The following is a 2,951-nucleotide window of genomic DNA, read 5'->3' on the forward strand; positions in this document are numbered from 1 at the left end:
GATGGTCTGGTTTTTCACGCGCATGTGCCGCGCCAAGTCCGCTTGGGTCATAGGGCCACCAGACTGCAACGCCCGTAACGTGATGACGCCCCCGTGGGTGATGCCGATGCTCAACAGTTGCCGATTCCAGGAATTAGAGACGGCATCTGCTGCTGCTGTGAGGAGCTCGCTGATGGCCCACGGTTGAACCTCGGTGCTCATCCCCGATACTCCTTTCCGCCGGACCCGATCCGCGTCCACCACATCACCGGCACCCTAACGTGAATTCTCAGAGGTTGTCAGCCGCGTCGGGCTCCCCTTGTACGGGGAGCCCGACACCATGCCGAAGTGGCTAGAGCACCCCTCCGGAAGGCTTGTCTTTATCGATCACCGGTTGTCCCAGGGAACCCAACCGCGTGTCGTCGTTCTCGGTTAACGGGCCATTACCGGGCACATCGCTCAACGGTGCCGCGACCGGAACCACCACCTCAGGGGTTACCGGGGTGAATTCCACATCGGTTGAAGTGTCCGCGGAGATGTCGGCATCTTCCTTGTCGTCATCGTTGTTCTTGGCTGCTGCGACGCCGACCACCGTGGCAGCTGCGGCCAGCCCGAGACCGGCGGCGACCTTTCCCGATACGCCAGCCTTGCCTTTGTCGCCGTGCGACGCGGCGGCGTCTTCAACCCCTGGTCGTCCAGCTCCGATACCTTCGTTGACCGAACCACGCCAAGCCCCCGTCGCGTAGCCTTCATCCTCAATGAAGGCCTTGAACCTGTCCAAGTCACCTTCGGCCTGCTTCTCAACGACGTTCAGTTTGTCGCCAGCCTTTTCCACCAAGCCTTCAGGCTCGTACTCAAGGAACAAGTGCACATGCGTCTGGGTGCCTCCGATGTCCTCGAAAGACACAGATCCGGCGTTCGTCGCTCCCTCGGTCGCGGCCCAGGAAACCTTGCGATCCGGTACCTGCTCCAGAACCTTCGCTTCCCACTGCCGGCGGACGCCCCCGATTTCGACAATCCATTCAAGACGGTCATCACTAAGCTGTGAGACGCTCTTGACCCCGCTCATGAACTGGGGGAATTCCTCGAACTGGGTCCACTGGTTATAGACAGTGCTGACCGGAACGTTGACCACAATAGATTTTTCGACCTTCGTGCTCATAGTGTCTCCTTCGAATAGAACGAACGATACGAGTAACTGATCGAGATCATCAGCATGCTTAGCATAACCACGATCGTTGCCGTGTGACCAGTGGTACGCATGGTAAGGCTCACCAGCACCTGAGCCCAGGATTGATGTGAGCCTACTGATCACGGCAGGGTTGGTTATGTCCGATCTCATCGCGTCTTCCCAGGACTGCCAAGCGGTCGAGAGGGCCAGCCGTCATTGGTCCGCAGTGTCCCCGAGGCTGAGGTTCAGTCCTGCAAGGAGGATGTCGAGTCCTTGATCGAGCTCGGCTTTGCCGTCATAGTCCGCCAATAGCGGCGCCAGCTCGCGCACATGAGGGAAGTCGTTTTTGGGCAGGCGATACAGCCCGTGCCGTAGAACGCTTTCATCCTCCTCGGCGTCGACGATAAATTCCTCGAGTTCGTTGAGGATGTGCCCGATCAGGAAGCCGTAATACACACGGTAGACGTGCAGTGCCCCCGTGGAATCGAAACCGGCTTTCGTGAGCAGCGCCATCACTTGCTCCAAAGGACGTAGTGCCCCGGGTGGGCGCAGGCCCAGGGGTGTCGACAGGGGCCTGGTCACCAGGAGAGGTCCTTGATCGAGTTCGGCTTTTCCGTCATAGTCCGCCAATAACGGTGCCAGTTCGCGCACATGGGGAAAGTCGCTCTTGGGCAGGCGATACAGCCCATGCCGCAAAACGCTTTCATCCTCCTCAGGGTCAACGATGAACTCCTCGAGTTCATTGAGGATGTGCCCGAGCAGGAAGCCGTAATAGGCACGGTAGACGTGCAGTGCCCCCGTGGAATCGAAACCAGCTTTCGTGAGCAGCGCCATCAATTGCTCCAGAGGACGCAGTGCACCAGGTGGGCGCAGGCCCAGGGGTGTCGACAGGGGCCTGGTCACCAGGAGAGGAACAACATGAGGATGCCGCAATGCCAGGTCCCTGAAATCGTGTGCTGTCCTTCGGAGTTGGTCCTGCCAGTCCGCGACGGGCGGAATATTCAGCTGGCCCAGCACAAGCTCGGTCAGCCCATCAAGAAGAGCGTCCCGGTTCGCCGCATATCGGTACAACGCCATGGGATCTTTCCCGAGCTTGTGGCCAAGCCGACGCATTGACAAAGCATTAAGACCCTCGTCATCCACCAGCTCAAGAGCGGCGGCCAGCACGAGGTCCCGGCTCAACCGGCTCCTACGGGCACCCTTCGCGTCTTGTTCCGCGCTACTTGACTCACCCTGGCCTATTTTCCGTGTCGTGCGATCGTTCTCGTCCGGAGAAGGCACGAACATCCATCCATTAGTAGGGCGGCTTGCTAATCCACAACTCTACACCGTAGGATTTACAACGTAGAGCACCCGTAGAGAAGCCTGCGGATCATCGCTCCCCCAGATACCTACTAGTCCCACTCAGGGCGACTGGTTCCCGGCCGGATCGGCCACCCCCACCTGCAAGGAAATTTTTCTATGTCTAATAACAACGGTGGTGGCGGCAACAACGGCGGTGGCGGCAACAACAACGTTGATCGTGGCACGGTGCGGGCCCGGCCATCGACCGAAACCAAGACCTCGACGAAGACCACCGAGTTCTTTGCCTACATCGCTATGGTGGCCGCGACGATCATCACCGCGGTCCTTGTCGGCGATGGTGATAACGAAGACGGCGATGACACGTTCGACGCCTACCAGGGCATGAAGCTCATCACCTACCTGACGATCGCTTACATGATCGCTCGTGGTCTGGCGAAGTCCGGAAGCCGCGAACACTACGACGCATAAGACGTTTTTGCCTCGTGGTGGGCCCGCG

The 2,951-nt window shown here is 59.2% G+C and carries 3 protein-coding genes and 1 pseudogene; 1 reads left to right on the top strand and 3 read right to left on the bottom strand.

What is annotated here, in order from left to right; all coding sequences use genetic code 11:
- The 3 genes and pseudogenes from Y705_RS22630 to Y705_RS23465 all read right to left on the bottom strand — a co-directional run.
- Positions 1–201: pseudogene (locus Y705_RS22630) on the bottom strand (MarR family transcriptional regulator); the annotation flags it as partial.
- A gap of 130 nt (positions 202–331) precedes the next feature.
- A complete protein-coding gene (locus tag Y705_RS0102840) occupies positions 332–1,141 on the bottom strand; it encodes an SRPBCC family protein (protein WP_026531762.1) in 810 nt (269 codons plus the stop codon).
- A 222-nt stretch (positions 1,142–1,363) separates the two neighbouring features.
- A complete protein-coding gene (locus Y705_RS23465; RefSeq protein WP_173401042.1) occupies positions 1,364–2,332 on the bottom strand; it encodes a TetR/AcrR family transcriptional regulator C-terminal domain-containing protein in 969 nt (322 codons plus the stop codon).
- 279 nt (positions 2,333–2,611) lie between these two features.
- Between Y705_RS23465 and Y705_RS22125 the strand changes: the two genes are divergently transcribed.
- Positions 2,612–2,923, top strand: coding sequence for a hypothetical protein (locus Y705_RS22125; RefSeq protein ID WP_026531763.1), 312 nt, complete (start codon positions 2,612–2,614; stop codon positions 2,921–2,923).
- Positions 2,924–2,951: the final 28 nt, after the last annotated feature.

The organism is Arthrobacter sp. H41 (assembly GCF_000520535.1).
Taxonomy (GTDB): domain Bacteria; phylum Actinomycetota; class Actinomycetes; order Actinomycetales; family Micrococcaceae; genus Arthrobacter_D.